The following is a 26,646-nucleotide window of genomic DNA, read 5'->3' as shown; positions in this document are numbered from 1 at the left end:
TTCTGGAGGAACATCATGGGGCAACCGCCACGCATTGCCATTATCGCCATCGTCGATGACGAACGCGCAGTCCGCAGCGGGCTGAGTAACCTGCTACAGTCCGTGGGCTACGAGACGGATACCTTCGACTCCGCCGAAGCGTTTCTTCGGGATAGCGCCAGGCTTGCGAGCGTCGTACTGGCCATTGTTGACGTCAAGCTTAAGGGCGCGAGCGGGTTTGAGTTGTTCACCCATCTCCTGCAGTTGCCCGCGCCACCGCCGGTGATTTTTATCTCCGGTCACGGGGATGAAGTGATGCATCAGCAGGCCATCGAACTGGGGGCCGTTGCTTTTTTGCGCAAGCCGCTGGATGTGGATATGCTGCTGGAACATATTGAGCGTATCCTGGCAGCAGGCGGTGAGGGCAGGGCATGAATAACTATGGGATAACGGTCAGGCTGCCGGAGGCGGGCACCGAAACGCCGGGCATTGAGCTTGATGACGCCGTGCTGCTTACCCCGGTTGCCAGTGACGGGTGTATCACCTGGCTACGCTGCCGTTATCCCCAGAGCGATGATGAACACATCATTGCGATGGCGGCCTGTGAAACCCTCGAAACCCGCGCTACGCAGCTGTTAAAGAATGAGTACACCCTGCGTCACTACCTGGGCGACTGGGCGGTAAAGCCCTTTGCCCGCGCTTATCACCGCGGGCGCTATGTGTTGATGTACGACAGGTTCAGTTTTACCCCGCTCAACCACCGCAGCGTGCCTCCCGCCACCATCGCCGATTTTCTCACCCTGGCGCTGCGGCTGTGTGCCCCGGTCAGGCAGATGCATCTGCGGGGGCTAATCCACGGCGATATCATGCCAGGGCATTTCTTCCTCGACGACCAAATGCAGTGCCGGCTGGCGGGCTTTGGCCTCACCACCGGGACGCGTACCACCTTAGCCGTGATACCTGGCACCAGCGGCACGCCGGCCTGGATGGCGCCGGAGCGTACCTCCCGGACCCGCTACACCCCCGATAGCCGTAGCGATCTCTATAGCCTCGGCGTGGTGCTGTATGAACTGTTAAGCGGCAGCCTGCCGTTTGAACCCGGCATCGGCCAGGAAGAGGGGTGGACGCATCACCATATCGCCACCGAGCCCCGGCCGCTGCAGCGGCTGCGCAGCGATACCCCGGAGATGGTGTCGGCGGTGATCCTGCGTCTGCTGGCGAAAACGCCCGATCGCCGCTATCAGACCGCCGACGGGCTTATCGCCGATCTGCATCGCTGCCTGGCAACCCTCACGCCGCAGGGCGATGTGCCGTCATTCACCCTCGGGCAACAGGATCGCGCCCCGGTGCTTCATCTCACCGATAACCCGGTGGTCGATCACCCGCAGGTGGCTGAACTGCTGGCGGTGTTCGACAGCGTGAAGCAGCAGGCCAGCGCTACCCTGGCGGTGATCAGCGGCCCGTCGGGCATTGGCAAAACCGCGCTTATCAGCTCTGCGCTGCGTGAGCTGCAACACCGTGACACCCTGATGGCATCCGGGAAGGTGGAACAATTTCATCTGGTGCTGCCCTTTGCCGCGCTGGCCTCGGCGTTTCGCGCGCTGATCATGCACGTACTGGGAATGCCACGCGAACAGGTGAACTGGTGGAGTGGGCGTCTCACGGCGAAGCTTGGTAGCTATGCGGGGCTGGCGGTGAATTTCATACCCGAGCTGCGGCTGTTGATCGGCCAGAAGCCGCGTTATCCCGATATCGCCGGTCAGGATGCCGGGGCGCGTTTCAACCAGATGGTGCAGTGCCTGGTGGAAGCCTTTGCGCTGCCGGGGCGTCCGCTGGTGCTGTTGATCGACGACGTTCACTGGCTCGACCCGGCCAGCCAGCAGCTACTGGCGCATCTGCTGCTTAACAGCCGCACGCTGCCGCTGCTGATGGTAGTGGCGCACCGGGACGAACAGGATGATATCACCTCGCTGTTACGCACCAGCGCCACCCGGACCGTGGAGATCCGCCCCGCACCGTTCAGCGTAAAAGGGATGGTCCGCTGGCTGGCGGAGTTGCTGCCTGCCAGACGCGGCAGCGTGACGGAGCTTGCGAAGCTGGTGCATGAGAAAACCGCCGGCAACCCGCTGTTTGCGCGTCAGTTTATCCGTCAGCTGATTGAAGATGAGCTGCTGATTGCCGATCGGCTGCGCGGAAAGTGGCACTACGATGCCGGGCAGATCCGCGCCCGGCACTACACCGAAAACGTGGTCAGTCTGATCCTGCGTCAGCTTGAAAAATTGCCGTCCGACACCCGGACGCTGCTGGGCAGCCTGGCGTGTTTCGGCGCCAGCGGCGATACCGCGTTACTCAGCCAGATGGTGGCGTTACCCGCTGATGAGCTGTGCCGACAGCTGCAGCCTGCCGTCACGGCGCAGATGATAACGCTGTCGGTCGGCGCGTGGGCCTTCACCCATGACCGCATTCAGGAGGCGGCGTTCGCGCTGCTCAGTAAGACGGAGCAGCAGCGGCTTCACCTCGATACCGCGCTGCTGCTGGCTGCGCGCTGTGCTGAACAGGGTGAGTGCGAGACGCTGTTTCGCACCGTTTACCATATCGGGGCCGCTATCGAGAGTGTGGCAGTGCACCCGCGCAACCGCGATTTTCTGCTGCTGTGTATGGATGCGACGCAGCGCGCCCGACGCGCCGGGGACGCCTTGTCCGCGCGCAGCTATCTGCGCATCGCCGACACGCTGCTCGAACGCCTGCCCGAAGCCGATGACAATCTGGCCTTTACGCTGCGCCTGGAAGAGGCCGGGTGCGAATTTATGCAGGGCAACCTCACCCAGGCGGCACGCCTGTGCGAGACCTTAATGACCCAGCCGGGCGGCGCGACGGAGGTGGCGATGGCGTCCCGGCTGCTGGCGGAAATTTACCTGCGCTATTCCAGTAATGCGCAGGCGCTGGAGGTGGCGCTGACCGGGCTTACGCGCTTTGGCATGGCGTTGAGCCGCACCCCCGATGATGCTGCCTGCGACGAAGCCTGGCAGGCACTGCGCGTACGCATTGGCGACGATCCGGCGGCGGTGTTTGGCGCCCTGCCGGTCATGGCGGATCGAGAGACTGAAGCAGCGATGGATTTGATGCTCAGCGCCCAGCTGCCCGCCTGTGCCGTAGAGCCGCGCCTGCACTTTCTGCTGCTGTGCAGGATGGTGCAGCTCACGCTCGATCACGGTGTCAGCGGAGCTTCAACCGCCGCGCTGGGCTGGTTTGGCGTGCTGATTGGCGATCGCTATCATGCATATGATCTCGGCTACCGGTGTGGCATCGTGGCGCGGGATCTGGTGCACCAGCATCGCTTTCAGAGCTTTGAAGCGCGCACGCTGCTGCCGCTCGATCAGCTCAGCGTCTGGACGCAACCGCTGAGCTACAGCGTCGAGTGTGCCAGGGCCTGCTTTGTCTCCGCGATTACCCACGGCGATCTCACCACCGCCTGTCTTGCCGCCTGTCACCAGGTGATCAACTTCATCACCCGGGGCGATCATCTCGACAGTATTCTGACTACCCTCGACCGCTGCGTGGCGTTTGTCGAGCGCGCCTGTTTCCCGGATGTCGGCAGAATGATTGCGATCCTGCGGCTCTACGTCGAGCAGTGGCGTGACCCCGGCCGCGGCACCTTCACCGGACACGGCTTTTTACCCGCAGAGCTGATGCAAACCGGCGATGCAAACACGCTACCGCCGTTGATGCTGTTCTGGTACTGGCTCTACAAAGGTATTGCGCACTATGGTGCCGGTGAATATGACGATGCCATCCGCTGCCTTGATGAGGCCGACGGCTTTACCTGGGCGGCACCGGGCCATTTTCATCTCTCCGATTACCACTATTTCAGCGCGCTGAGCCTGACCGGGGCGCTGACCAGCGCCAGCGTAACGCCGCGCCATCGCCAGCGCATCGCTGTCCACGTTGCGCACGTTGAGCACTGGGCGAGCGTCAACCCGGCTAACTTCGGGGATAAAATTGCCCTGGTGCGCGCCGAGCTGGCGCGGCTGGACGGCGATCGCGCGCTGGCGCTTGAGCTGTTTGAAACGGCGGCGAAGCGATCGCGTGATGTCGGCATGGATCACTGTAACGGCCTGGCGCACGAGCTGGCCGGGCGTTTCGCTTACGGCTGCGGCTACCACACCAGCGCCGGGGCGCACCTGAAAGCGGCTATCGCCGCCTGGGGGCGCTGGGGCGCGCAGGCGAAAGTCCAGCAGCTTGAACGCGAGTTTCCGGCGCTGGCACCGATAAAAACCCCGACGCCGTTCCCGGCGCACAGCTACGCATCGAATGATGAAATTCGCGATCTGCAAAGCGTCATTAACGCCTCGCGGGCGCTGTCGGAAGAGATCCAGGTCGATCGGCTGATTGATACCCTGATGACCATGCTGCTTGAACGTGCCGGGGCGCAGCGCGGACTGCTGATTCGCATCACACCGGAAAATGTGCCAGAGATCGAAGCGCGGGCGGAAAGCCATCCTGACGGGGTGCGAGTGCAGATTGTGAAAGCGACGCCGACGGAAACCGATCTGCCTTTATCGGTGCTGGCAACGGTGATCCGCACCGGGCAGGAGATCCGCACCGCGAAGCCAGGGCAGTTCAGCCCGTTCAGTCACGATCCTTACCTGGTCGCCTCGGGCGCGGCGGTACTCTGCGTGCCGATGTTCAAGCAGTCGCGGCTGGTGGGGGTGCTGTACGTTGAGAACCGCCTGATGCCGGATGTCTTTTCCGTCGAGCAGTCGCGGGTGATTGCGCTGCTGAGCGCCCAGGCGGCGATCTCGCTGGAGACCGCGCGCCTGTATGCGGAACTGCTGGAGGAGAACATTCAGCGCCGTCGGGTGGAGAAAGATCTGCGCGCCAGCCAGACGTCGCTGATCCTCGGCGAGCAGATCAGCCATACCGGCAGCTGGCGCTGGGAGATGGAGCAGGGGATTATTTTTATCTCGGCGGAGTACGCGCGCATCCTCGGGCTGCCGGAGAATCGCCAGTCGATGACCTTCCCGGAATTCATCTCCTTTATTCATCCCGACGATATGCCGCGCTTAAAGACGCTGATCAACAGCGAGCTGCGCTATGGCAAGCCGGTGCGCATTGAGCACCGTATCGTCCGCACCGACGGCACCGTCCGCTATATCATGGCGGTGGGCGAGCCGGTCGATATGGGCGCTGAGCGCAGCGATTACTTCGGCACCGTTACCGACACCACGGCACGCCGCGAATCCGAAGACGCCGTGCGTATTGCGCAGGCCGAGCTGGCGCGCGTTGCGCGGGCGACCACCGTCGGGCAGCTTACCGCGTCGATTGCCCATGAGATCAACCAGCCGCTGATGTCGATTGTGGCCAATGCCGCCGCCAGCCTGCGCTGGCTGCAGCGTGACCCGGCGCGGCTTGATAACGTGCAGGTGGGGCTGGAGGAGATCGCCAGCGAAGGGCAGCGCGCCGGGGAGATCATTCGCGGCCTGCAGGCCCTGACGCGCAACCAGACGCCAACGCCCGAAGCGGTGGATCTGCACCATCTGGCGCAGCACATCATGGCGCTGTCGCGAAACGAGATGGAGCGGCGCTATATCGCGCTGGAATACCATCTTCATGCCCGGATGCACACCTTCTGCGGCGACAGCGTGCAGATCCAGCAGGTGCTGCTGAATCTGATGATGAACGCCATCGATGCCATGTCGGAAGTGGAGACGCGCCCGCGCATTCTGACCATCTCCACCTCAAACCCAACGCCGGGTGAGGTCCGCCTTGAGGTGGCCGATACCGGAAATGGCATTCCGCCCGACATCATGGAGAAGGTGTTTGATTCATTCTTTACCACTAAGCCGCACGGCATGGGGATGGGGCTGACGATCAGCCACGCGATTATCGAGTGCCATCAGGGGACGTTGCGGGCGGAGACCGGTGACCGGCAGGGAAGCCGCTTCTGGTTCACCCTGCCGGTAGCGGCCATGCAGGGTGATGAGGGAGACTGAGCGTCAGGCGGCGGGGGCGAGCTGTGACAGACGGTGGCGCAGCTCACCGTGCGCCATCGCTACCTGGGTCGATTCCTGCAGTGCGTTCAGGTACTTGTAATGGAACTCGCTGCCGTTTTCCGGCCCCAGTGCCAGCTGGCTCTCCGTAGCCTTACGATAGTTCTCCACCGTCGCTGCCTCCACCGGATTTTCCTTGTCGTCCAGGCGCTCATCAATCTCGACCAGAATCTCTGAAATCTGGCGCAGCCAGGCGAACTGCGGGTGCGTGGTCAGCAGCTGCAGATGCTCAAACGGGCTGCCGGGATTACCAAAACGTTCGGTTTCCAGATCCACCAGCGCTTTATGCAGCTTGCGCAGCGCTGAAGAGATGGATTTAAGCTGGGTACGCGGGTCGGATAACGGATCGGTGATCATCGGGTTTTCTCCTGAAAACGGGGTACGGTGCCACAGCAAGGCGGCGGCAAAAAATTATCGGCTGCGGGACTTCACGATGTTCAGGCGCTCCGCGCTGCGCACCAGATCCGCCAGCGAGCGTGCCTGCATCTTCTCCATCACGCGCCGCTTATGCACTTTGGCGGTGATCTCGCTTACACCCAGCGCGGTGGCAATCTGCTTATTCAGCAGCCCGCCGATGGCCAGCTCCAGCACTTCGCGCTCGCGTAGGGTCAGCGACTGATGGCGCTGCGTTAACGCATGCTGTTCACGCAGATGGCTAAAGTTTTGCTGCGCCTGACGCAGCCCTTCCGCCACCGCCTGCAACAGCTGCACCGGGTTAACCGGTTTGGTGAGGAACTCCAGAGCGCCGGTTTTCATCGCCTTAACGGTAAGGGGGATAGTACCGAAGCCCGTGAGGAAGATGACCGGCAGCACCCGGCCCAGTCGGGACAGGCCATCCATAACATCAAAGCCATCAGCGGCGGGCATGTTCATGTCCAGCACCAGGCAGCCCGGCTTTTCGCAAAAGTCGTGGGAAAGAAACGCCTGCGCAGAATTGAAATCAGCCACCTCGTGGCCTTCGGACTGGAGTAACCGGACGACGGCGCGGCGGACGGCGTCATCGTCATCCACTACGTAGATTATCTGTTCCATATTCGTGCCCTGCGATGCTCTGGAAAAAGCAATCGAATCAACGGTATCCCGCCAGCCCCGGGCAGAATACAAAGCATAATTATGAAGAATAATTGGATGTGAATGTAATTACCATATCCATAAAACACCTTTTTTGTTAATGGTATTTTATGTTTCGGTTACAGGCTGGCGGAATAGCATCAGGCGCGTATCGCCGCGGATAAAATATATTTTCGTCAGGAAATCATTGCGTTGTAAAGATAAGTCGTTGTGCTGGATAAAGATTGTTCATAACAAACCGATAAACATTTCACAACATTCAGGGGTTTATCGGGGAACGCAGCACATGTTAAAAAACCTAAAAGTTATCACCGGGATTGTCATAATCCTTTTTATTTTCAGCCTGTTGCAGGTAGTTACCGGCGGGCTGTTCTACTCATCTGTCAGCCAGGATCGGGATAATTTCCAGAATTCAGGCCAGCTTAATTTCCAGCAGGAGCAGCTGGGCGACAGCATTCAGACGCTGGTGAAAACCCGCGTCACCGTCACCCGCGTGGCGATCCGCTTTCTGAAAAACCAGCGCGACCCGGCCTCGCTGGCAGCCATCGATAAGCTGCTCGGCGTGGCTGATGAAACCCTGGGCCGGGCGCAGAGCCAGTTTGAGGCCTATAAGAACGCCCCACGCCTTGCCGGACAGGATGAGGCGATAGCCCGCGATATTCAGGCAAAGCTCAGCGCCTATCACGATGTGCTGCAGGCCTCGATCGGGTTCCTGCGCGCCAACAACTATGAAGCCTACGGCAACCTGGATGCGCAGGCGGCACAGGATGCGCTGGAGAGCAGCTACAGCACCTGGCGGGCAGAGAATAACCGTCTGCTGCAGGTGGCCGCAGAGGATAACCAGCGCAGCTTCACCAGCATGCAGTGGACGCTGGGCACTATTGCGCTGGCGGTCGTGGCCATTATCGCGGTGATCTGGTTTGGCCTGCAGCATCTGCTGCTGGTGCCGCTGCAGCGTGCCATGACGCATATTCGCGCCATCGCTGACGGCAACCTGACGCACACCATTGAAGGGGAAGGCCGTAACGAGATGGGCCAGCTGGTGTCGACGCTGAAAGCCATGCAGCACTCGCTTATCCGCACCGTCGGGTCAGTGCGCGACAGCTCGGAATCGATCTATACCGGTGCCGGGGAGATCTCCGCGGGCAGTAACGACCTGTCATCCCGCACCGAGCAGCAGGCCGCTTCGCTTGAAGAGACCGCTGCCAGTATGGAAGAGCTGACGGCGACGGTGAAACAGAACACCGACAACGCCCGTCAGGCCGCGCAGCTGGCGAAGAATGCCTCGGAAACCGCTGGCAAGGGCGGGCGCGTGGTGGATCAGGTAGTCACGACCATGAAGGAGATCTCTGACAGCTCGCGGCAGATTGCCGATATCACCAGCGTCATCGACAGCATCGCTTTCCAGACCAATATCCTGGCGCTGAACGCCGCGGTAGAAGCGGCGCGGGCCGGCGAGCAGGGGCGCGGCTTTGCGGTGGTTGCCGGGGAAGTGCGTACCCTGGCAAGCCGTAGCGCCCAGGCAGCCAAAGAGATTAAGTCGCTGATCGACAACTCTGTGACCCGCGTGGGTATGGGGTCTGAGCTGGTGCATCAGGCGGGCGATACCATGAAAGAGATCGTTACGGCGGTAACCCGCGTCACCGATATTATGGGTGAAATCGCCTCGGCGTCGGATGAGCAGAGCAAAGGCATTGAGCAGGTCAGCCTGGCAGTATCACAGATGGACAGCGTAACGCAGCAGAACGCCGCACTGGTGGAAGAGTCGGCCGCGGCTTCGGCAGCGCTTGAAGATCAGGCCGATCGCCTGCGTCAGGCGGTGGCTGTTTTCCAGCTGAAGGCAAACCACAGCTCACCGGTACGTGACGTGCCGGCGGCGCGGGAGAAGCCACAGGCTCTGGTACCTTCGATGGCAGGCAAAGCCGGTGGAGAACACTGGGAAACCTTCTGAGTTTCCATGCGTTAACGGGAAGAGGCGTCAGCCAACGGTCACTTTAAAGAAGCTGTTCCTGATGCTGGCCGTAAAGTACGTCTCTTTCTCATTGCTCATCATAAACGTCTGATACGTTTTAGCGGGCACGCCTAAAAACTGCTCCACGCGGCCATTAGCGTGCTCAATTTCCATTACTGAACAGGTTGGATCGTAACCTGCGCTTTTGAATGTGCGGGACCGGAGTTCATGTCTTTTCATATCATTCGCGTCTTGTGGTGATGGTAAAAGAGTCATATCGGTCCAGCCTGGCGAAACTTTATACCTGCGGGTGTGGACGGCCGGCGCGCCGCTCAGGAAATATCATATTTTTTAGTTGCGTCGCTGCACCACTCTATGTATTTTTATGCATAATATTTGCATAAAAATAAGGATTCAGATGATGGTTAAGCAATTACTGCAGGCGTGTGGTCTGATGGTTGCCCTGGCGGGCAGCGCCTTTGCCGCTCAGGAAACGTACGTGGTGGGTTCTGGCGGCACTTACCGTCCGTTTGAATTCGAAAACAGCCAGAAGCAGCTCGAAGGCTTCGATATCGACATCATCAAAGCCATCGCCAAAGCGGAAAACTTCAACGTGAAGCTGGTTAACACCCCGTGGGAGGGGATCTTCGCCACCCTCGGTTCCGGCGATCGCGACATTATTATCTCCGGCATCACCATCACCGATAAGCGTAAGCAGATGGTGGACTTCTCTGCGCCGTACTTCCCGGCGGAACAGTCCATTGTCGTGCCGTCCGGTTCAACCGTCACCTCGCTGGATTCGCTGAAAAGCGAGAAAGTGGGCGTGGTAAACTCCAGCACCGGCGACATTGTGGTTTCTGACGTACTGGGCAAAAACAGCACCGCCATCAAGCGTTTCGATAATACCCCGCTGATGCTGCAGGAGCTGTTTGAAGACGGCGTCAGCGCGGCGGTGGGCGATGTGGGCGTGGTGAAGTACTACATCAAACAGCACCCGGAAAAGCAGTTCAAACTGGTGCCGGACGCCAAATTTGAACGCCAGTACTTCGGTATCGCCGTAGCAAAAGGTAACGACGAACTGCTGGCAAAAATCAACAGCGGCCTGAAGAAGATCGTTGCTGACGGCACCTATGCCACCATCTATAAGACCTGGTTCGACGAGAGCGTTCCGACGCTGCCGGCCCAGTAAGTTCACGCCTGATAAAGTGCGGCTATCGCGGGCCTCTGCGGTAGCCGCTTTTTTTAGAGAGACGCTATGACAGGATTTCGTTGGGAGATCATTCAGGAATACGGCCCGCTGTTTATGGAAGGCGCCTGGATGACCATCAAATGCACCATTATCTGTGTCATCCTCGGCACGCTGTGGGGCTTAACCCTCGGGCTGGGGCGCATGGCGCGCGCCGATCACGGGCCGTGGAAATACGTGCTGCGCTGGCTGGTGCAGTTCCCGGTGCGCTTTTACGTCAGCGCCATTCGCGGTACGCCGCTGTTTGTGCAGATTATGGTGGTGCATTTTGCGCTGGTGCCGCTGTTCATCAACCCGCGCGATGGCCTGATGGTGACCAGCGGCATCATGACCAGCGACCTGGCGCGCGGGCTGCGCTCGGAGTACGGTGCGTTTCTGTCCTGTATCGTGGCGATTACCCTGAACGCCGGGGCTTATGTTTCGGAAATCTTCCGCGCCGGTATTCAGTCCATTGATAAAGGCCAGATGGAAGCTTCCCGGGCGCTGGGCATGCCGTGGTGGAAAACCATGCGTCAGGTGATCCTGCCCCAGGCGTTTCGCCGCATTCTGCCGCCGCTTGGCAACAACGCTATCGCCATCGTCAAAGACTCCTCGCTGGCGTCGGCGATTGGCCTGGCGGACCTGGCCTACGCGGCGCGTACCGTTTCCGGTGCCTACGCCACCTACTGGGAACCCTACCTGACCATCTCCCTGGTTTACTGGGTGATTACCTTCATACTGGCGCAGGGCGTAAATCGTCTGGAAAAGAGGTTTGGCAAAAGTGATTCACATTAATAACCTCCACAAGCATTTCGGCGACAGCCACGTGCTGCGCGGCATCAGCTGCGACGTTAAACCCCAGGAAGTGGTGTGCGTTATCGGTCCCTCCGGCTCCGGTAAAAGCACCTTCCTGCGCTGCATGAATGCGCTGGAGAGCGTGAGCGAAGGTGAAGTCGAGGTGAATGGCTTTGCGATCCACGACCGGAAAACCGATCTCAATAAGATGCGGGAAAGCGTTGGTATGGTGTTCCAGCGCTTTAACCTGTTTCCGCATATGACGGTGCTGCAAAACCTGATGATGGCCCCGATCAACCTGCGCGGTATGAAACGCGCCGAGGCGGAAACGCTGGCCCTGAGCCTGCTGGCGAAGGTCGGACTGAGCGACAAGCGCGACGCCTGGCCATCGAGCCTCTCCGGCGGGCAGCAGCAGCGCGTGGCTATCGCCCGGGCGCTGGCAATGGGCCCGTCGATCATGCTGTTTGATGAGCCGACCTCGGCGCTTGACCCCGAGCTGGTGGGCGAAGTGCTTGGCGTGATGAAGGATCTTGCCGCTGAAGGGATGACGATGGTTATCGTGACCCATGAGATGGGTTTTGCCCGGGAAGTGGCGGACCGGGTGATTTTCATCGATAACGGCGTGATTCAGGAGCAGGGCACCCCGGAGCAGATCTTCACCGCTCCGACCAATCCGCGTACTGCTGCCTTCCTCAGTAAAGTGCTGTAAACCGCATCGCCGTCGGCACTGCCCGGCGGCTTTTTTTCACTGGATGTCGTCTGGCGAGGGGATCGCCATTCACGCTTTCTCTGAGATGGTCTACCATGAGCGCATCGTCATTTACGCTATATGGATATCTCATGCTCACGCGCCGCTTTGCCACTCTGTTACCGCTCTGTGTTCTGCTTGCCGCCTGTAGCAGCAAGCCGGGAAAACAAGAAACCGCTGCTGAAACCGTAGGAACCCCTTCCGGCGGCTTCCTGCTGCAACCCCAACATAACGTCCTGCTCGCTTCCGGTGATTTTGCCAACAACCCGGCGGCGCAACAGTTCATCGATAAGATGGTCAGCAAGCATGGCTTTGACCGCCAGCAGCTGCACGAGATCCTCTCCCAGGCGAAACGTCTGGACTACGTGCTGCGCCTGATGGACCGCCAGGCACCGACCAAAACCGGGCCGACGGGACCGACAGGCGCCTGGCTGCGCTACCGCGGCCAGTTCATCACCCCGGATAACGTGCAGAACGGCGTGGTGTTTATGAACCAGCACCGCGAAGCGCTGGCGCGTGCCCAGCAGGTTTATGGCGTACCGGCGGAGATTATTGTTGGCATCATCGGCGTCGAAACGCGCTGGGGCCGCGTGATGGGGAAAACGCGCATTCTGGACGCCCTCGCCACGCTCTCGTTTAACTATCCGCGCCGCGCTGAATATTTCTCTGGCGAGCTGGAGACCTTCCTGCTGATGGCGCGCGACGAGCAGGACGATCCGCTCAATTTGAAAGGCTCGTTTGCCGGCGCGATGGGCTACGGGCAGTTCATGCCATCCTCCTATAAAGAGTATGCCGTGGACTTTAACGGCGACGGCCATATCAACCTGTGGGACCCGGAAGACGCGATTGGCAGCGTGGCGAACTATTTCAAAGCCCACGGCTGGAAAACCGGCGAGCCGGTGGCCATCCCGGCGATGGGCCAGGCACCGGGGCTGAAATCCGGCTTCAACACCAAATACTCACCGGCCGAGCTGGCAGCAGCCGGGCTTACGCCGCAGCAGCCGCTGGGCAACTACAGTGAAGTGAGCCTGCTGCGCCTCGATGTGGGAACCGGCTATGAGTACTGGTACGGGCTGCCGAACTTCTACACAATCACGCGCTATAACCACAGCGCCCACTATGCGATGGCGGTGTGGCAGCTCGGGCAGGCGGTGGCGCTGGCGTCGGTGCGCTGAGCCGCGTGATGATGGAATGCGCGTCGAAGAAAATGATGTAATTGCCTGAAATAATTAGAAAGCGTTTCCGCGAGGGGCGCTTTCTCTCTACAATCGGAACCCACTATGACGGACAGCGAACTGACAGCATTAAGCCAGCAGGTTGGGGCGGCACTGAAACAGCTGGGCGCAACGGTCACCACTGCCGAGTCCTGCACCGGCGGCTGGGTAGCGAAAGTCATCACCGACATCGCCGGCAGCTCCGCCTGGTTTGAACGCGGCTTTGTGACCTACAGTAATGATGCCAAACAGCAGCTGATTGGCGTGGATGGCGCAACGCTTGAGGCCCACGGCGCGGTGAGCGAGCAGGTGGTCACACAGATGGCGCAGGGCGCGCAAAATGCCGCCGCTGCAAGCTATGCGATTGCGGTCAGTGGCATTGCCGGGCCGGACGGCGGCAGTGCGGAAAAACCCGTCGGCACCGTGTGGTTCGGCTTCGCCGGGCCGGCTGGCGAGGTGCTGGCCCGGCGCGAGCGTTTTGACGGCGATCGTGAATCCGTACGCCGCCAGGCCACGGCTTATGCCCTCACTACACTGTGGCAACATTTTCTACAAAAGGCTTGAGATACTGTATGACTATACAGTATAATTGCCGCAACAAAACAGAATGACGCAGCGTGGCGCAATAGGGCTCACCCTGCATGACAGGAGTAAAAATGGCTATCGACGAAAACAAACAGAAGGCGTTAGCGGCAGCACTTGGCCAGATTGAAAAGCAATTTGGTAAAGGCTCCATCATGCGTCTGGGTGAAGACCGCTCTATGGATGTTGAGACTATCTCTACCGGTTCTCTCTCGCTCGACATCGCGCTTGGCGCAGGTGGTCTGCCGATGGGCCGTATCGTTGAGATCTATGGTCCGGAGTCTTCGGGTAAAACCACGCTGACCCTGCAGGCTATCGCCTCTGCACAGCGCAGCGGTAAAACCTGTGCGTTCATTGACGCCGAGCACGCGCTGGACCCGGTCTACGCCCGCAAGCTGGGTGTTGATATCGACAACCTGCTCTGCTCGCAGCCGGATACCGGTGAGCAGGCGCTGGAAATCTGTGACGCGCTGGCGCGTTCCGGTGCGGTAGACGTTATCGTCGTCGACTCCGTGGCGGCGCTGACCCCGAAAGCGGAAATCGAAGGCGAAATCGGTGACTCTCACATGGGCCTCGCGGCACGTATGATGAGCCAGGCGATGCGTAAGCTGGCCGGTAACCTGAAGCAGTCCAACACCCTGCTTATCTTCATCAACCAGATCCGTATGAAGATCGGCGTGATGTTTGGTAACCCGGAAACCACCACCGGGGGTAACGCGCTGAAGTTCTACGCTTCTGTCCGTCTTGATATCCGCCGTATCGGCGCGGTGAAAGAGGGCGACGAAGTGGTCGGTAGCGAAACCCGCGTAAAAGTGGTGAAAAACAAAATCGCTGCGCCGTTTAAACAGGCTGAATTCCAGATTCTTTACGGTGAAGGCATCAACTTCTACGGCGAGCTGGTTGACCTGGGCGTGAAGCACAAGCTGATCGAGAAAGCGGGTGCATGGTACAGCTATCAGGGCGACAAGATTGGCCAGGGTAAAGCTAACGCCACTAACTTCCTGAAAGAGAACGTTGCTATCGCGACGGAGATCGAGAAGAAAGTGCGTGAGATGCTGCTGAACAATCAGGATGGCACGCCGGACTTCGTGGTCGATGACCACGACAAAGACGTCGAAGAAACGAAAGAAGACTTCTAATCCTAAGGGCTGCTCCGGCAGCCCTTGTTCTTTTCTACCGCTCCCCATTCTGGTTTCCGTACTATGTCAGATACCCCTTCTCCCCGCCGCTCCGGCTATGCCCGCCTTCTTGACCGCGCCACGCGTATTCTGGCGATGCGCGATCACAGCGAGCAAGAGCTGCGTAAAAAACTGGTTGCCACTTTTCCCGGCCAAAAAGAAGAGCCGCCGGCAGCGGAAGATATCGAAAAAGTCATTGCCACCTGCCTGGAACAACACTGGCTGGATGATGCCCGCTTTGCGCGTCAGTTCATTGCCAGCCGTGCGCGCAAAGGGTACGGCTCGCGTCGCGTGCGTCAGGAGCTGCAGCAAAAAGGCGTGGCGCGAGAGCTGTGCGATGCGGCAATGGCGGAGTGTGAAACCGACTGGACGCAGATAGCCTGGGACCAGGCGACGAAGAAATACGGTGAGCCGCTGCCAACGGAATTTGCGCAGAAAGCCAAAGTGCAGCGCTTTTTACTTTATCGCGGCTTTCTGATGGAAGATATCCAGGAAATCTACCGAAATTTTGCCGATTGACTGCACTCTGGGTTTTACTTCCCTGTAAAGAAAACTTATCTTATTCCCACTTTTTTCCCGATAAGCCGGGCAGGAGAGGGGGGATAATCTCTTCGCTCTTCCCGCCTTACGACACTCGTTAGCTTGATTTCAGGATAATTATGAGCAAGAGCACCGCTGAGATCCGTCAGGCGTTTCTCGATTTTTTCCACAGTAAGGGGCATCAGGTTGTTGCCAGCAGCTCCCTTGTGCCGAATAACGACCCGACCCTTCTGTTTACCAACGCCGGGATGAACCAGTTCAAGGATGTTTTCCTTGGCATGGACAAACGTAATTATTCCCGAGCGACGACCGCGCAACGCTGCGTACGTGCCGGTGGTAAGCACAACGACCTGGAAAACGTCGGTTACACTGCCCGTCACCACACCTTCTTTGAAATGCTGGGTAACTTCAGCTTCGGCGACTACTTCAAACAGGACGCCATTCAATATGCCTGGGAACTGCTGACCGGTGAGCAGTGGTTCAACCTGCCGAAAGATCGTCTGTGGGTAACGGTATACGAAACTGACGACGAAGCGTTCGACATCTGGGAAAAAGAAGTGGGCGTGCCGCGCGAGCGCATTATCCGCATCGGCGACAATAAAGGCGCGGCATTTGCTTCAGATAACTTCTGGCAGATGGGCGACACCGGCCCGTGCGGTCCGTGCACCGAAATCTTCTTCGACCACGGCGATCACATCTGGGGTGGCCCGCCGGGCAGCCCGGAAGAAGATGGCGATCGCTATATCGAAATCTGGAACATCGTGTTCATGCAGTTCAACCGTCAGGCTGACGGTACGATGGAACCGCTGCCGAAGCCGTCCGTGGATACCGGGATGGGCCTTGAGCGTATCGCTGCGGTACTGCAGCACGTTAACTCCAACTATGAAATCGATCTGTTCAGCAAGCTTATCGCGGCCGTGGCAAAAGAAACCGGCGCGACCGATCTGGCGAACAAATCCCTGCGCGTAATCGCAGACCACATTCGTTCCTGCGCCTTCCTCGTGGCCGACGGCGTTATTCCGTCGAACGAGAACCGCGGCTACGTGCTGCGCCGCATCATTCGTCGCGCAATCCGTCACGGCAACATGCTGGGCGCGAAAGAGACCTTCTTCTACAAGCTGGTAGGCCCGCTGATTGAGGTGATGGGCGCGGCAGGTGACGACCTGAAACGCCAGCAGGCGCAGGTTGAGCAGGTGCTGAAAACCGAAGAAGAGCAGTTTGCCCGTACGCTGGAGCGTGGCCTGGCGCTGCTGGACGAAGAGCTGGCGAAGCTGCAAGGGGATACTCTGGATGGCGAAACCGCGTTCCGTCTGTATGACACCTATGGCTTCCCGGTGGATCTCACCGCCGATGTTTGCCGCGAGCGCAACCTCAAGGTTGACGAAGCGGGCTTCGAAGCCGCAATGGAAGAGCAGCGTCGTCGCGCCCGTGAGTCCAGCGGTTTTGGTGCCGACTATAACGCGATGATCCGCGTTGACTCTGCGTCTGAATTCAAAGGCTACGACCAGCTTGAGCTGACCGGGCACGTTACCGGCCTGTTCGTTGATGGTAACGCGGTAGAGCAGATCTCCGCAGGCCAGGACGCGGTCGTGATCCTGGATACCACGCCGTTCTATGCAGAATCCGGCGGTCAGGTTGGCGATAAAGGCATTATCGGCGGTACCGGCTTTAGCTTCGACGTCAGCGACACCCAGAAATACGGCCAGGCGATCGGTCACGTGGGTAAACTGACCAGCGGTGTGCTGAAAGTGGGCAGCGGTGTGAATGCGCAGGTCGACGAAGCGCGTCGTGAACGCATCCGCCTGAACCACTCTGCGACGCACCTGATGCACGCCGCGCTGCGCCAGATCCTCGGCACGCACGTTGCGCAGAAAGGCTCGCTGGTAAACGATAAGGGGCTGCGTTTCGACTTCTCCCATTTCGAGGCCATGAAGCCTGCGGAAATTCGTGCCGTCGAAGATCTGGTGAACGCGCAGATCCGCCGCAACCTGCCAATTGAAACCAACATCATGGAGCTCGAAGACGCGAAAGCGAAAGGGGCTATGGCGCTGTTTGGCGAGAAATACGATGACCGCGTACGCGTGCTGAGCATGGGCGACTTCTCCACCGAGCTGTGCGGCGGCACCCACGCCCGTCGTACGGGTGATATCGGTCTGTTCCGCATCGTCGCCGAATCCGGCACCGCTGCGGGTGTGCGTCGTATTGAAGCCGTTACCGGTGAAGGCGCGCTGGCGATGCTGCACGCGCAGAACGATCAGCTGCAGGACATCGCCCAGCTGTTGAAAGGCGATAGCCAGAACCTCGGCGACAAAGTACGCTCGGTGCTGGATCGTACGCGCCAGCTGGAAAAAGAGCTGCAGCAGCTCAAAGCGCAGCAGGCCGCTCAGGAGAGCGCGGGTCTGGCTAACAGTGCGAAAGAGATCAACGGCGTGAAGCTGCTGGTCAGCGAACTGACCAATGTCGAACCGAAAATGCTGCGCACCATGGTAGACGACCTGAAAAACCAGTTAGGCTCCACTATCGTGGTGCTGGCGACCGTGGCTGATGATAAGGTTTCTCTGATTGCTGGCGTGTCTAAAGACGTTACCGACCGCGTGAAAGCGGGCGAACTGATTGGTATGGTTGCCCAGCAGGTCGGTGGTAAAGGCGGCGGTCGTCCAGATATGGCGATGGCTGGCGGCACCGATGCACAGGCACTGCCTGCGGCACTGGCAAGCGTTGAAAGCTGGGTGGCGTCAAAACTGTAATAACAATGGGGTGTCCTGACGCGCTAATGCGCCGCGTTGCGCTGGCGCGTTGAGGAACACTCTCAATTAACACAAAGTCAGGTTGAAGTTATCTATATCGGCTAAGCTTAGTCATAACAGAATGTAATGCCGTGACTGCTGACACATGAAGTGTTGGTCATCGCTTACTTTTTGGCGTTATATGATGGATAATGCCGGGATACAAGAGACCCGACTCTTTTAATCTTTCAAGGAGCAAAGAATGCTGATTCTGACTCGTCGAGTTGGTGAGACCCTCATGATTGGGGATGAGGTGACCGTGACAGTTCTTGGAGTAAAGGGTAACCAGGTACGTATTGGTGTTAACGCCCCGAAAGAAGTGTCTGTACACCGTGAAGAGATCTACCAGCGTATCCAGGCTGAAAAATCACAACAGTCCAGCTACTAAGAATATGGCGCCTCGCGTATCAATCACGAGGCGCTCCTGTTTGTCCCGCTCCTTTCTTACCTTTTCTCCCATTACCTTCCAATTTTCTCTCTGATTTGCCATTCAGCCATTACCGCCACGCATAAATCGCTGCTGCATGCTTGCAGAAATTCTTCGTAACTTGGATAACGCATCACGCTTTTACTGTTGATAAAACGGCCTTTTTGTTGGCAAATCACGCTAATTGGGTGCTAAATGTTCAAACGAAATTATCTCCCGAAAAATTGTTTGACTTATAAGACCCAGAAAGTAATATGTGCGCCACGCAGTGCCGATGAGTGGAAACACATTGAGGCACAACTCGTAAGAGGCGTGTGTGGTGAGGTGGCCGAGAGGCTGAAGGCGCTCCCCTGCTAAGGGAGTATGCGGTCAAAAGCTGCATCCGGGGTTCGAATCCCCGCCTCACCGCCATTTTGCATCCGTAGCTCAGCTGGATAGAGTACTCGGCTACGAACCGAGCGGTCGGAGGTTCGAATCCTCCCGGATGCACCATATTTCGCTTAGCTGTCAGCAATGATGATTAAGCAAATAACGCGGCAGCAACCGCGAGCACCAGGAAGGATAACACTGCGTAGCAGTGGCCAGCAGGGTAAGGCGTAAGCCGAATCATCCTCCTGAATGCACCATCTTCATCAGTGTTGCGGCATGATGAGCGACAGTGATTCAGTAGTACAGCAGTAAATCCCGATGCATCCGTAGCTCAGCTGGATAGAGTACTCGGCTACGAACCGAGCGGTCGGAGGTTCGAATCCTCCCGGATGCACCATATTTCGCTTAAGTGTCAGCAATGATGATTAAGCAAATAACGCGGCAGCAACCGCGAGCACCAGGAAGGATAACACTGCGCAGCAGTGGCCCGCAGGGTGAGGCGCAAGCCGAATAATCCTCCCGGATGCACCATCTTCATCAGTGTTGCGGCATGATGAGCAACAGTGATTCAGTAGTACAGCAGTAAACCCCAATGCATCCGTAGCTCAGCTGGATAGAGTACTCGGCTACGAACCGAGCGGTCGGAGGTTCGAATCCTCCCGGATGCACCATCTTCATCAGTGTTGCGGCATGATGAGCGACAGTGATTCAGTAGTACAGCAGTAATCCCAATGCATCCGTAGCTCAGCTGGATAGAGTACTCGGCTACGAACCGAGCGGTCGGAGGTTCGAATCCTCCCGGATGCACCATATTTCGCTTAGCTGTCAGCAATGATGATTAAGCAAATAGCGCGGCAGCAACCGCGAGCACCAGGAAGGATAACACTGCGCAGCAGTGGCCCACAGGGTGAGGCGTAAGCTGAATCATCCTCCCGGATGCACCATATTTCGCTTAGCTATCAGCAATGATGTTTATCCAGGCACCCTTCAATGTCAGGTGCGCAGTTAACAAACCCTCTGGCTCAAGCCAGTTTTTTTAAAGTCCCTCTTAGTTACAACATACTTAATACAGCGCTAATACCCTTGCGTTCTGCGCCTGTTTTCTGCTTTTCAACATCCCATTAGCAAACTTGCAACCGTGACGCGGATCACGTTTAATAGCGGCGCCCATTCTTATCTGACCTGACCTATGATCGTACGCCCACAACAACACTGGCTGGCCCTGATTTTTGTCTGGCACGGCTCGGTACTGTCGAAGATTTTTACCCGTTTACTGCTTAACTTCCTCCTGTCGGTTACCGTCGTGTTGATGTTGCCCTGGTATGCCTCGCTGGGGATCAAGCTCACCGTTGCGCCATTCAGTATTCTCGGGGTGGCTATCGCGATATTTCTCGGCTTTCGCAATAACGCCTGCTATGCGCGCTATGTGGAAGCACGTCAGCTGTGGGGCCAGTTAATGATTGCGGCGCGTTCCTTGCTGCGTGAAGTGAAAAATACGCTGCCGGACGATCCGGCCATTGGCGAGTTCGTCAGGCTACAGATTGCGTTTGCCCACTGTCTGCGCATGACGCTGCGTCGTCAGCCGCTGGCCGGGAAGCTGGATCGCTATCTCACCGCAGAAGACCTGCAGGCGGTTATCAGCGCCAATTCTCCTGCTAACCGCATTCTGCTGCTGATGGGTAACTGGCTGGCGGTACGGCGTCGGGAAGGGCAGCTCTCGGATATCCTGTTCCACAGCCTGAATAATCGTCTCAACGATATGTCGGTTGTGCTGGCTGGCTGTGAGCGCATTGCCAACACGCCGGTCCCGTTCGCCTATACGCTCATCCTTCACCGCACGGTTTATCTGTTCTGCATCCTGCTGCCGTTTGCGCTGGTTGTTGATCTGCATTACATGACGCCGTTCATCTCGGTACTGGTTTCCTACACCTTTATTGCCCTGGACGCGCTTGCTGAAGAGCTGGAAGATCCTTTCGGTACGGAAAACAACGATCTTCCTCTGGATGCCATCTGCAACAATATGGAGATCGATCTGCTGCAGATGAACGATGAAGCAGATGTTCCCGCGCGCATCCTGCCGGATAAGCGCTACCAGCTCACCTGAACACCAGCCCGGTTGTCGCTATTTCGTCCTGCCTTTATTGCTTCCCGCGCCAGAATGCGACAACTGGCGCGCTTTACGCTACATTAGCAGTCCGAAACATTGCGGGTGAGGACACGATGTACGATCGATACGATGGACTGATTTTCGACATGGACGGCACGATTCTGGATACCGAGCCGACCCACCGCAAAGCATGGCATCAGGTGCTGACAAAGTACGGGATGCGCTTTGACGAACAGGCAATGGTGGCGCTCAACGGCTCGCCGACGTGGCGTATCGCCCAGACCGTTATTGAACTCAATAACGCCACCCTTGACCCTCACCAGCTGGCCGCGGAAAAAACCGCAGCGGTTCGCGCCATGCTGCTGGATGACGTGCGTCCTTTACCCCTGATTGAAGTGGTGAAAACGTGGTATGGCCGTCGTCCGATGGCTGTAGGCACCGGCAGCGAAAGCGCACTGGCGGACGCGCTGCTCAGTCAGCTTGGTATTCGCCACTATTTCGACGCGGTGGTGGCTGCCGACCACGTCACGCATCATAAACCTGCTCCCGACACTTTCCTGCGCTGTGCTGAACTGATGGGCGTGGCGCCAGAGAAGTGCGTGGTGTTTGAAGATGCTGACTTTGGCCTGCAGGCAGCCCGGCTGGCAGGGATGGACGCTGTGGACGTGCGCTTGCTGTGAGCGATGCGCTAAGCCTGCTTTCCCTCTTCGCCAGCAGCTTTCTCAGCGCCACGCTGCTACCGGGTAGCTCCGAAGCGGTGCTGGTTGCGCTACTGGTCACGGGAAAGAGTCAGCCCTTGATGCTGGTATTAATAGCAACAATGGGTAATAGCCTTGGAGGGCTAACTAACGTTATTCTTGGGCGGTTTTTCCCACTGCGTGAACGTTCACCCAGACAGGAAAAGCTGGCCCGCTGGCTCAGACGGTTCGGGCCGGTAACACTTCTCCTTAGCTGGATGCCAGTTATTGGAGATTTGCTGTGTCTGCTGGCCGGCTGGCTGCGTCAGCCCTGGGGACCAGTGATTTTTTTCTTATGCCTTGGCAAGGCGTTACGTTATGTCGTAGTCACGTATGTAACGCTTCAGGGGATGACGTGGTGGCACTAATTGGTTGTTTGAACAAGGAACAGCGAATGCCGGTAATAAGCGCGCTGATCATACGATTAAAGACGACGTTCTTAATCATCAACCATTACAATTATGCTTAATAAAAATATTTCGACAGGCGGGAGGTCAATTTGATCCCGGACGTATCACAGGCGCTGGCCTGGCTGGAAGCACACCCTCAGGCAGTTGAGGGTATCCGTCGTGGGCTGGAGCGCGAAACGCTGCGCGTCACCCCGGAAGGAAGCCTTGCGACAACGGGGCATCCGGAAGCCCTGGGCGCAGCACTGACCCATAGCTGGATCACCACCGACTTCGCAGAAGCACTGCTGGAATTCATCACGCCGGTTGATGGCGACATCGACCATATGCTGACGGTGATGCGCGATATTCATCGTTATGCCGCGCGTAATATCGGCGACGAGCGTCTGTGGCCGCTCAGCATGCCTTGCTATGTGGAAGAGGGGCATGACATCGAGCTGGCGCAATACGGCAGCTCGAATATTGGCCGTCTGAAGACGCTGTACCGTGAAGGGCTGAAGAACCGCTATGGCGCGCTGATGCAGACCATTTCCGGCGTGCATTTTAATTTCTCGCTGCCGCTGGCTTTCTGGCAGGCGAAATGTGATGTGCAGGATGAGCAGAGCGGTAAAGAAGCGATCTCGGCCGGCTATTTCCGTCTGATCCGCAACTACTACCGTTTTGGCTGGGTAATTCCTTACCTGTTCGGTGCCTCTCCTGCGATCTGCGCTTCTTTCTTACAGGGTAAGCCGACCACGCTGCCGTTTGAGAAGACCGAATGCGGCATGTACTACCTGCCGTACGCCACCTCGCTGCGCCTGAGCGACCTGGGTTATACCAATAAGTCGCAAAGCAATCTCGGAATTACGTTTAACGATCTGCACACCTATGTGGCAGGATTGAAGCGCGCGATCAAAACGCCGTCGGAAGAGTACGCGGCGCTGGGGCTGGAAAAAGACGGCAAGCTGCTGCAGATCAACACCAACATTCTGCAGATTGAAAACGAACTCTACGCCCCGATCCGTCCTAAGCGCGTTACGCGCAGCGGTGAAACGCCGTCTGATGCGCTGATGCGTGGCGGGATTGAATACATCGAAGTGCGTTCCCTCGACATCAACCCGTTCTCGGCAACGGGCGTGGACGAGCAGCAGGTGCGCTTCCTCGACCTGTTCTTGATCTGGTGTGTGCTGGCGGATGCGCCGGAGATGAGCAGCGATGAGCTGCTGTGCACCCGTACTAACTGGAATCGCGTGATTCTGGAAGGCCGCAAGCCAGGCCTGACGCTGGGTGTGGGCTGCGAAACTGCCCAGCACCCGCTGCCGGAGGTGGGTAAAAATCTGTTCCGCGACCTGAAGCGCGTGGCGCAGACGCTTGACGGTATCGCCGGCGGCGACGCGTATCAGAAGGTATGCGACAACCTGGTGGCGAGCTTTGACGATCCTGAGCTGACCTTCTCGGCGCGTATTCTGCGTTCGATGATTGATGAAGGGATTGGCGGGACCGGCCGGGCGCTGGCAGAGCAGTATCGCGCCGAGCTGCGCGAAGAGCCGCTGGAGATCCTGAAAGAGGACGATTTCTCTCGCGAGCGTGATGCATCGCTGGTGCGTCAGCAGGAGATCGAAGCGTCGGACAGCGAGCCGTTTGAACGTTTCCTGCAGCGTAACGCCTGACAGAAAAGAAAAAGGCCACAATAATGTGGCCAAACTGTCATCTCTGAACTCAGGGATGATGATGATAACAAATGCGCGTCTTTCATATACTGAGAGTCGGCCAGAAAGAATTAGTTCAGTTAATTTTAAAAAAAATCACTATCGGAGGTGACAGATGCCATTGTTGGATAGCTTCACAGTTGACCATACCCGTATGGAAGCGCCTGCTGTACGTGTGGCAAAGACCATGAACACCCCGCACGGTGACACTATCACCGTATTCGATCTGCGTTTTTGCATCCCGAATAAAGAAGTGATGCCGGAAAAGGGCATTCACACGCTTGAGCATCTGTTTGCTGGCTTTATGCGCGATCACCTGAACGGCAACGGTGTCGAAATTATCGACATCTCTCCGATGGGCTGCCGTACCGGTTTCTACATGAGCCTGATTGGTCAGCCGGACGAGCAACGCGTTGCCGATGCCTGGAAAGCGGCAATGGCTGACGTGCTGAAGGTGAAAGAGCAGAACCAGATCCCGGAACTGAACGTTTACCAGTGCGGTACGTACCAGATGCACTCGTTGCAGGAAGCGCAGGATATCGCGCGCCACATTCTGGAGCACGACGTTCGCGTCAACAGCAACGACGAGCTGGCGCTGCCGAAAGAGAAACTGCAGGAGTTGCACATCTAGCGGCACATTGAGTGATAAAAAAACCACCCTGCGGGGTGGTTTTTTATTGTCTGCAATCCAGCGTCATGATGCTGACGGGAAGCAAACGTTATTGATCAGAGGTAGCTTGCCGGGTATTGAAGATAAGCAAATGAAAACGTAGTCGCGTTTCTTTTTTTAAAACTATCAATTAACCACAACAGTAAACAGCACTATCGCGCACAGGACAATAGATGCCAGCAGACCTGCCATAAAATAGATGGCGCCTGGGGAGTACTTCATTCGTTCTGAACCTTGACGTGTAATAGCGGATATATCTTATACCAGGAATAATCCTAAGTACAGTGAGTATGCAGGTTAAAGGCGTTGATTTATATAGAATAAATGTTAAGACCTTGAAAGCTATAGCATGCAGCGCCGCGATTATACGTGACGCAGAAATAAAAAGAATCTACCGCTTTTGGTGGGATATGTGCTGGCAGGCTGCGTATTATGAAAAATGCGTTGTTTCTTAATACAAATATGCCGCCGATTAATTCGGTTCCGAATATTGCTTCACGACGATTTCAGAAAACGTTAAGCGCAGGGAATGATGCGCAAAAAAAAGCGCCATCGCTGGCGCTTTTTTCAGTGTGCTCCACCGCCGCCGCTTCCGGCGCCAAACGGCGGTCTGGCAAACCAGACCAGCGTTAACAGCAGAAGGAACACGCCAGCCGACACCCAGAAGATCTCGTTTGCGGAGATGATCAGCCCCTGATTGGTGATCTGCTGGGCAATATAGCCCGACGCCTGCTGCTGCGTCATGCCCATCCCTTCCAGCTGGCTGTACATCTGCTGCGCGTTCGGATTGAACGCATTCACCGACTCGCTCAGCTGTGCATGGTGCATCGACTCGCGGTTGGTCCACAGCGTGGTGGTAATGGAGGTGCCAATCGACCCCGCCAGGGTACGGGTAAAGTTCGACAGGCTCGATGCCGCCGCCAGCCGCTCCGGCGGTAAACCGGACAGGGTAATGGTGGTAAGCGGCATAAAGAAGCACGCCACAGCAAAGCCCTGAATAAACTGCGGCCAGGCCGACGCCCCGAAATCCATACCCGGCTCGAAGGTGTACGCGCGCCAGTAGAAGCAGACGGCGTACATAATAAAGCTGAAGGTCACGAGGCGACGCATATCGAGGCGATGTGCGAAACGCCCGATGATCGGCGACAGCAGTACCGGTATGATCCCGACCGGCGCAGATGCCAGCCCGGCCCAGGTGGCGGTATAGCCATACACCTCCTGGAGCAGCTGCGGTAGCAGCACAATCGACCCGAAGTAGAGCATGTACGCCAGGCTGATACACAGACAGCCAATGGTAAAGTTGCGCGATTTAAACAACGAGAGATCGACTATCGGATTCTCGTCGGTCAGCTCCCAGACAATCAGGAAGCTAAGCGCCACCACCGCCACAATGGTCAGCACGATGATTTCGGTTGATGCGAACCAGTCCAGCTCCTTGCCCTGGTCGAGCATCACCTGCAGGCTACCAATCCCCACCACCAGCAGCGCCAGCCCCACGGCATCAATACGCCGCTGCTCGGTCCGGGTTTCCCGGTTGCGCAGCGTCTGCAGCGTCAGCAGCACCACCAGCGCACCGATCGGCACGTTGATAAAGAAGATCCAGCCCCAGTGGTAGTTGTCGCTGATCCAGCCGCCAAGAATCGGCCCGAAGATCGGCGCGACGATCACCGTCATCGACCAGAGCGCCAGCGCCACCGAGCGTTTCGCCGGCGGGTAGTTGCTCAGCAGCAGACTCTGGGACAGCGGGATCAGCGGCCCGGCAACAATCCCCTGCAACACGCGGAAGAAGATCAGCATGTTCAGGCTGGTCGACATGCCACACGCCCAGGAGGCGATCACAAAGGCGATGGTCGACCACAGGAACAGCTTTACTTCCCCGAAGCGCTTTGCCAGCCAGCCGGTGAGCGGAATCGAGATGGCGTTCGCCACCCCGAAAGAGGTGATAACCCAGGTCCCCTGGCTCATGGAAGAGCCAAGGTTACCGGCGATGGTGGGGATCGCCACGTTCGCGATGGTGGAGTCCAGCACCTGCATAAACGTCGCAAGCGATAGCGCGATGGTCATAATGACCAGCTGCGCGCCTTCCAGCGGTTTTCGCTGTGGCTGTTGCATGACTTCCTCC

General features: G+C 57.8%; 21 protein-coding genes and 5 tRNA genes. 22 read left to right on the top strand and 4 right to left on the bottom strand.

Annotation, left to right across the window (positions count from 1 at the left end; translation table 11 throughout):
• Nucleotides 1-15: 15 nt before the first annotated feature.
• Together KFZ77_RS15275 and KFZ77_RS15270 are read left to right on the top strand one after the other, a co-directional pair.
• Nucleotides 16-414, top strand: a complete 399-nt coding sequence (locus tag KFZ77_RS15275) for a response regulator (RefSeq protein ID WP_031522999.1) — start codon at nt 16-18, stop codon at nt 412-414.
• Nucleotides 411-5,972 (top strand): trifunctional serine/threonine-protein kinase/ATP-binding protein/sensor histidine kinase, encoded by a 5,562-nt coding sequence (locus KFZ77_RS15270; protein WP_264384667.1) that lies wholly within the window; start codon nt 411-413, stop codon nt 5,970-5,972. Before KFZ77_RS15275 ends, KFZ77_RS15270 begins: the two co-directional genes overlap by 4 nt.
• 3 nt (nt 5,973-5,975) lie before the next feature.
• Here the strand turns inward: KFZ77_RS15270 and KFZ77_RS15265 are convergent, their stop codons facing one another.
• Both KFZ77_RS15265 and KFZ77_RS15260 read right to left on the bottom strand, forming a co-directional pair.
• Nucleotides 5,976-6,386 (bottom strand): hypothetical protein, encoded by a 411-nt coding sequence (locus tag KFZ77_RS15265; protein ID WP_264384666.1) that lies wholly within the window; start codon nt 6,384-6,386, stop codon nt 5,976-5,978.
• A 54-nt stretch (nt 6,387-6,440) separates the two neighbouring features.
• Complete coding sequence (locus tag KFZ77_RS15260; RefSeq protein WP_264384665.1) at nt 6,441-7,061, bottom strand: response regulator transcription factor; 621 nt, start codon at nt 7,059-7,061, stop codon at nt 6,441-6,443.
• 325 nt (nt 7,062-7,386) lie between these two features.
• Here KFZ77_RS15260 and tcp point away from each other — a divergent pair, with 325 nt between their 5' ends.
• Nucleotides 7,387-9,051 (top strand): methyl-accepting chemotaxis citrate transducer, encoded by a 1,665-nt coding sequence (tcp, locus tag KFZ77_RS15255; RefSeq protein WP_264384664.1) that lies wholly within the window; start codon nt 7,387-7,389, stop codon nt 9,049-9,051.
• 27 nt (nt 9,052-9,078) lie between these two features.
• Here tcp and KFZ77_RS15250 read toward each other — a convergent pair whose 3' ends face one another.
• Nucleotides 9,079-9,291 (bottom strand): KTSC domain-containing protein, encoded by a 213-nt coding sequence (locus KFZ77_RS15250; protein WP_031523004.1) that lies wholly within the window; start codon nt 9,289-9,291, stop codon nt 9,079-9,081.
• Nucleotides 9,292-9,472: 181 nt separating this feature from the next.
• Between KFZ77_RS15250 and KFZ77_RS15245 the strand changes: the two genes are divergently transcribed.
• From KFZ77_RS15245 to luxS, 19 genes are all read left to right on the top strand, one after another.
• Entirely contained in the window at nt 9,473-10,240 is a 768-nt protein-coding gene (locus tag KFZ77_RS15245) for a basic amino acid ABC transporter substrate-binding protein (protein WP_031523006.1), read from the top strand.
• A 66-nt stretch (nt 10,241-10,306) separates the two neighbouring features.
• Complete coding sequence (locus tag KFZ77_RS15240; RefSeq protein ID WP_264384663.1) at nt 10,307-11,071, top strand: amino acid ABC transporter permease; 765 nt, start codon at nt 10,307-10,309, stop codon at nt 11,069-11,071.
• Nucleotides 11,058-11,780, top strand: coding sequence for an amino acid ABC transporter ATP-binding protein (locus KFZ77_RS15235; RefSeq protein ID WP_031523009.1), 723 nt, complete (start codon nt 11,058-11,060; stop codon nt 11,778-11,780). The genes KFZ77_RS15240 and KFZ77_RS15235 overlap by 14 nt, the downstream gene beginning before the upstream one ends.
• A gap of 131 nt (nt 11,781-11,911) precedes the next feature.
• Nucleotides 11,912-12,994, top strand: coding sequence for a lytic murein transglycosylase B (gene mltB, locus KFZ77_RS15230; RefSeq protein WP_264384662.1), 1,083 nt, complete (start codon nt 11,912-11,914; stop codon nt 12,992-12,994).
• 105 nt (nt 12,995-13,099) lie between these two features.
• A complete protein-coding gene (gene pncC, locus KFZ77_RS15225) occupies nt 13,100-13,597 on the top strand; it encodes a nicotinamide-nucleotide amidase (RefSeq protein ID WP_264384661.1) in 498 nt (165 codons plus the stop codon).
• A gap of 92 nt (nt 13,598-13,689) precedes the next feature.
• Complete coding sequence (gene recA / locus KFZ77_RS15220) at nt 13,690-14,754, top strand: recombinase RecA (protein WP_031523014.1); 1,065 nt, start codon at nt 13,690-13,692, stop codon at nt 14,752-14,754.
• A 63-nt stretch (nt 14,755-14,817) separates the two neighbouring features.
• Nucleotides 14,818-15,312, top strand: coding sequence for a regulatory protein RecX (locus KFZ77_RS15215; RefSeq protein WP_031523016.1), 495 nt, complete (start codon nt 14,818-14,820; stop codon nt 15,310-15,312).
• Between the two features lie 140 nt (nt 15,313-15,452).
• A complete protein-coding gene (alaS, locus tag KFZ77_RS15210) occupies nt 15,453-18,080 on the top strand; it encodes an alanine--tRNA ligase (RefSeq protein ID WP_031523017.1) in 2,628 nt (875 codons plus the stop codon).
• Between the two features lie 241 nt (nt 18,081-18,321).
• The gene (csrA, locus tag KFZ77_RS15205; protein ID WP_000906486.1) at nt 18,322-18,507 is read left to right on the top strand and encodes a carbon storage regulator CsrA; all 186 of its coding nucleotides are present in this window, start codon (nt 18,322-18,324) and stop codon (nt 18,505-18,507) included.
• Nucleotides 18,508-18,864: 357 nt separating this feature from the next.
• A tRNA-Ser gene (locus KFZ77_RS15200) sits at nt 18,865-18,957 on the top strand.
• A gap of 4 nt (nt 18,958-18,961) precedes the next feature.
• Nucleotides 18,962-19,038 (top strand) — tRNA-Arg (locus KFZ77_RS15195).
• 197 nt (nt 19,039-19,235) lie between these two features.
• Nucleotides 19,236-19,312, top strand: a tRNA-Arg gene (locus KFZ77_RS15190).
• A 197-nt stretch (nt 19,313-19,509) separates the two neighbouring features.
• Nucleotides 19,510-19,586, top strand: a tRNA-Arg gene (locus KFZ77_RS15185).
• A gap of 62 nt (nt 19,587-19,648) precedes the next feature.
• Nucleotides 19,649-19,725, top strand: a tRNA-Arg gene (locus KFZ77_RS15180).
• Between the two features lie 379 nt (nt 19,726-20,104).
• The gene (locus tag KFZ77_RS15175) at nt 20,105-21,019 is read left to right on the top strand and encodes a bestrophin family protein (protein ID WP_031523019.1); all 915 of its coding nucleotides are present in this window, start codon (nt 20,105-20,107) and stop codon (nt 21,017-21,019) included.
• A 116-nt stretch (nt 21,020-21,135) separates the two neighbouring features.
• Nucleotides 21,136-21,702: a fructose-1-phosphate/6-phosphogluconate phosphatase gene (gene yqaB / locus KFZ77_RS15170; RefSeq protein ID WP_264384660.1), complete on the top strand. Its 567-nt coding sequence runs from the start codon at nt 21,136-21,138 to the stop codon at nt 21,700-21,702.
• On the top strand, nt 21,699-22,127 hold the full coding sequence (locus KFZ77_RS15165) for a YqaA family protein (RefSeq protein ID WP_264384659.1): 429 nt from the start codon (nt 21,699-21,701) through the stop codon (nt 22,125-22,127). Before yqaB ends, KFZ77_RS15165 begins: the two co-directional genes overlap by 4 nt.
• 131 nt (nt 22,128-22,258) lie before the next feature.
• Nucleotides 22,259-23,815, top strand: a complete 1,557-nt coding sequence (gshA, locus tag KFZ77_RS15160) for a glutamate--cysteine ligase (protein WP_264384658.1) — start codon at nt 22,259-22,261, stop codon at nt 23,813-23,815.
• A 154-nt stretch (nt 23,816-23,969) separates the two neighbouring features.
• Complete coding sequence (luxS, locus tag KFZ77_RS15155; protein WP_031523025.1) at nt 23,970-24,485, top strand: S-ribosylhomocysteine lyase; 516 nt, start codon at nt 23,970-23,972, stop codon at nt 24,483-24,485.
• 606 nt (nt 24,486-25,091) lie between these two features.
• Here the strand turns inward: luxS and emrB are convergent.
• Nucleotides 25,092-26,636: a multidrug efflux MFS transporter permease subunit EmrB gene (gene emrB, locus KFZ77_RS15150; RefSeq protein WP_031523027.1), complete on the bottom strand. Its 1,545-nt coding sequence runs from the start codon at nt 26,634-26,636 to the stop codon at nt 25,092-25,094.
• Nucleotides 26,637-26,646: the final 10 nt, after the last annotated feature.

This window comes from Siccibacter colletis (genome assembly GCF_025914095.1).
In the GTDB taxonomy this organism is placed as follows: Bacteria; Pseudomonadota; Gammaproteobacteria; order Enterobacterales; family Enterobacteriaceae; genus Siccibacter; species Siccibacter colletis.
This window is presented reverse-complemented; position numbering and strand designations above follow the sequence as displayed.

What these genes read in the sequence shown, in the direction of transcription:
- mltB (WP_264384662.1), top strand. Translation starts at nt 11,912, where the DNA reads ATGCTCACGCGCCGCTTTGCCACTCTGTTACCGCTCTGTGTTCTGCTT.
- KFZ77_RS15260 (WP_264384665.1), bottom strand. Translation starts at nt 7,061, where the DNA reads ATGGAACAGATAATCTACGTAGTGGATGACGATGACGCCGTCCGCCGC.
- KFZ77_RS15270 (WP_264384667.1), top strand. Translation starts at nt 411, where the DNA reads ATGAATAACTATGGGATAACGGTCAGGCTGCCGGAGGCGGGCACCGAA.
- KFZ77_RS15240 (WP_264384663.1), top strand. Translation starts at nt 10,307, where the DNA reads ATGACAGGATTTCGTTGGGAGATCATTCAGGAATACGGCCCGCTGTTT.
- pncC (WP_264384661.1), top strand. Translation starts at nt 13,100, where the DNA reads ATGACGGACAGCGAACTGACAGCATTAAGCCAGCAGGTTGGGGCGGCA.
- KFZ77_RS15275 (WP_031522999.1), top strand. Translation starts at nt 16, where the DNA reads ATGGGGCAACCGCCACGCATTGCCATTATCGCCATCGTCGATGACGAA.
- emrB (WP_031523027.1), bottom strand. Translation starts at nt 26,636, where the DNA reads ATGCAACAGCCACAGCGAAAACCGCTGGAAGGCGCGCAGCTGGTCATT.
- luxS (WP_031523025.1), top strand. Translation starts at nt 23,970, where the DNA reads ATGCCATTGTTGGATAGCTTCACAGTTGACCATACCCGTATGGAAGCG.
- KFZ77_RS15250 (WP_031523004.1), bottom strand. Translation starts at nt 9,291, where the DNA reads ATGAAAAGACATGAACTCCGGTCCCGCACATTCAAAAGCGCAGGTTAC.
- alaS (WP_031523017.1), top strand. Translation starts at nt 15,453, where the DNA reads ATGAGCAAGAGCACCGCTGAGATCCGTCAGGCGTTTCTCGATTTTTTC.
- KFZ77_RS15215 (WP_031523016.1), top strand. Translation starts at nt 14,818, where the DNA reads ATGTCAGATACCCCTTCTCCCCGCCGCTCCGGCTATGCCCGCCTTCTT.
- yqaB (WP_264384660.1), top strand. Translation starts at nt 21,136, where the DNA reads ATGTACGATCGATACGATGGACTGATTTTCGACATGGACGGCACGATT.
- recA (WP_031523014.1), top strand. Translation starts at nt 13,690, where the DNA reads ATGGCTATCGACGAAAACAAACAGAAGGCGTTAGCGGCAGCACTTGGC.
- tcp (WP_264384664.1), top strand. Translation starts at nt 7,387, where the DNA reads ATGTTAAAAAACCTAAAAGTTATCACCGGGATTGTCATAATCCTTTTT.
- csrA (WP_000906486.1), top strand. Translation starts at nt 18,322, where the DNA reads ATGCTGATTCTGACTCGTCGAGTTGGTGAGACCCTCATGATTGGGGAT.
- KFZ77_RS15245 (WP_031523006.1), top strand. Translation starts at nt 9,473, where the DNA reads ATGGTTAAGCAATTACTGCAGGCGTGTGGTCTGATGGTTGCCCTGGCG.
- KFZ77_RS15265 (WP_264384666.1), bottom strand. Translation starts at nt 6,386, where the DNA reads ATGATCACCGATCCGTTATCCGACCCGCGTACCCAGCTTAAATCCATC.
- KFZ77_RS15175 (WP_031523019.1), top strand. Translation starts at nt 20,105, where the DNA reads ATGATCGTACGCCCACAACAACACTGGCTGGCCCTGATTTTTGTCTGG.